The following is a 917-nucleotide window of genomic DNA, read 5'->3' as shown; positions in this document are numbered from 1 at the left end:
CGCATAGAAACGGAAACCAATTGCGAGCTAGTATTTAGCATCTCAGATAAGCTACAAAAATACGTTTTGCCAAAAGGTTTCGTTGGCCTTAATGGATGTAGTTTAACTATTGGATCAGGAGTAACGGATCAGTTTAGCGTCTATTTGATACCTGAAACGCTTAATATGACGACCTTTGGAACGATGTCCGAAGGGGACATAGTAAACTTAGAGATCGACCCTCAAACTCAAGCAATAGTCGATACGGTAGAGAGATACTTGAAAAGGGGTCAATAATTGATCCCTTTTTCTAATGCGCAGAAATTGTAAGGTTTGTACCTTCGATTACAAAGTCAGTAAAGTACACTTCTCCAATACTTTGCTCAGTTCTCCCAAACTGTATGTGAGGAATATCCCAGTCCCAGCGAACGTTAATGTCGTAAATGGATACGCCGTCGACACCAATATCCTGAATATTCGTCAGACTTCCACTGCTAGCATACTGAGTCAATTTATCGTATTCAGGAATAATATCCATCACAGCGCCAATCTTTTTCTCAACACTTGCATAACCAAAGTAGCCTAACGTGTCGGCACCACGTTCGTTATGAATTCGCATATCGCGAATAGTTAAATAAGGATTTTTGGCTTGTTGAGGGACGGCAGGGTTTTGAACATTGTTGGTGCTATCTACGTCTAAATCTTCAACTCTAAATTTGGTATCGATGTAAATATGAGAATCACCTAATCTGACTCCGTCAGGTTCGCCTTCTTCGTCAGTTTGTGAAAAACCATTGCCGTTATTCGTGATCAAAATATCAACATACCCAAGATATGCTTCTATAGTGAGATTACGAGTCAATACAGTCTCAACGTCACCATCCGATGAACGAATACCAAATTCACCTTGAGTCACCTTAAGGTCAATGGCGTTCTTC

At 40.5% G+C, this 917-nt stretch carries 1 protein-coding gene and 1 pseudogene; one reads left to right on the top strand and one right to left on the bottom strand.

All coding sequences use genetic code 11. From position 1 onward, the window contains the following. Positions 1–276, top strand: a pseudogene (locus A3738_RS04140) (riboflavin synthase); the annotation flags it as partial. A 13-nt stretch (positions 277–289) separates the two neighbouring features. Here the strand turns inward: A3738_RS04140 and A3738_RS30520 are convergent. Continuing rightward, positions 290–917: hypothetical protein (locus A3738_RS30520; protein ID WP_197473580.1), on the bottom strand; the 628-nt coding region annotated here is incomplete at its 5' end.

The organism is Oleiphilus sp. HI0066 (genome assembly GCF_001635725.1).
Note: the sequence above shows the minus strand (reverse complement) of the source record. Positions and strands in the feature narration are given on the sequence as shown.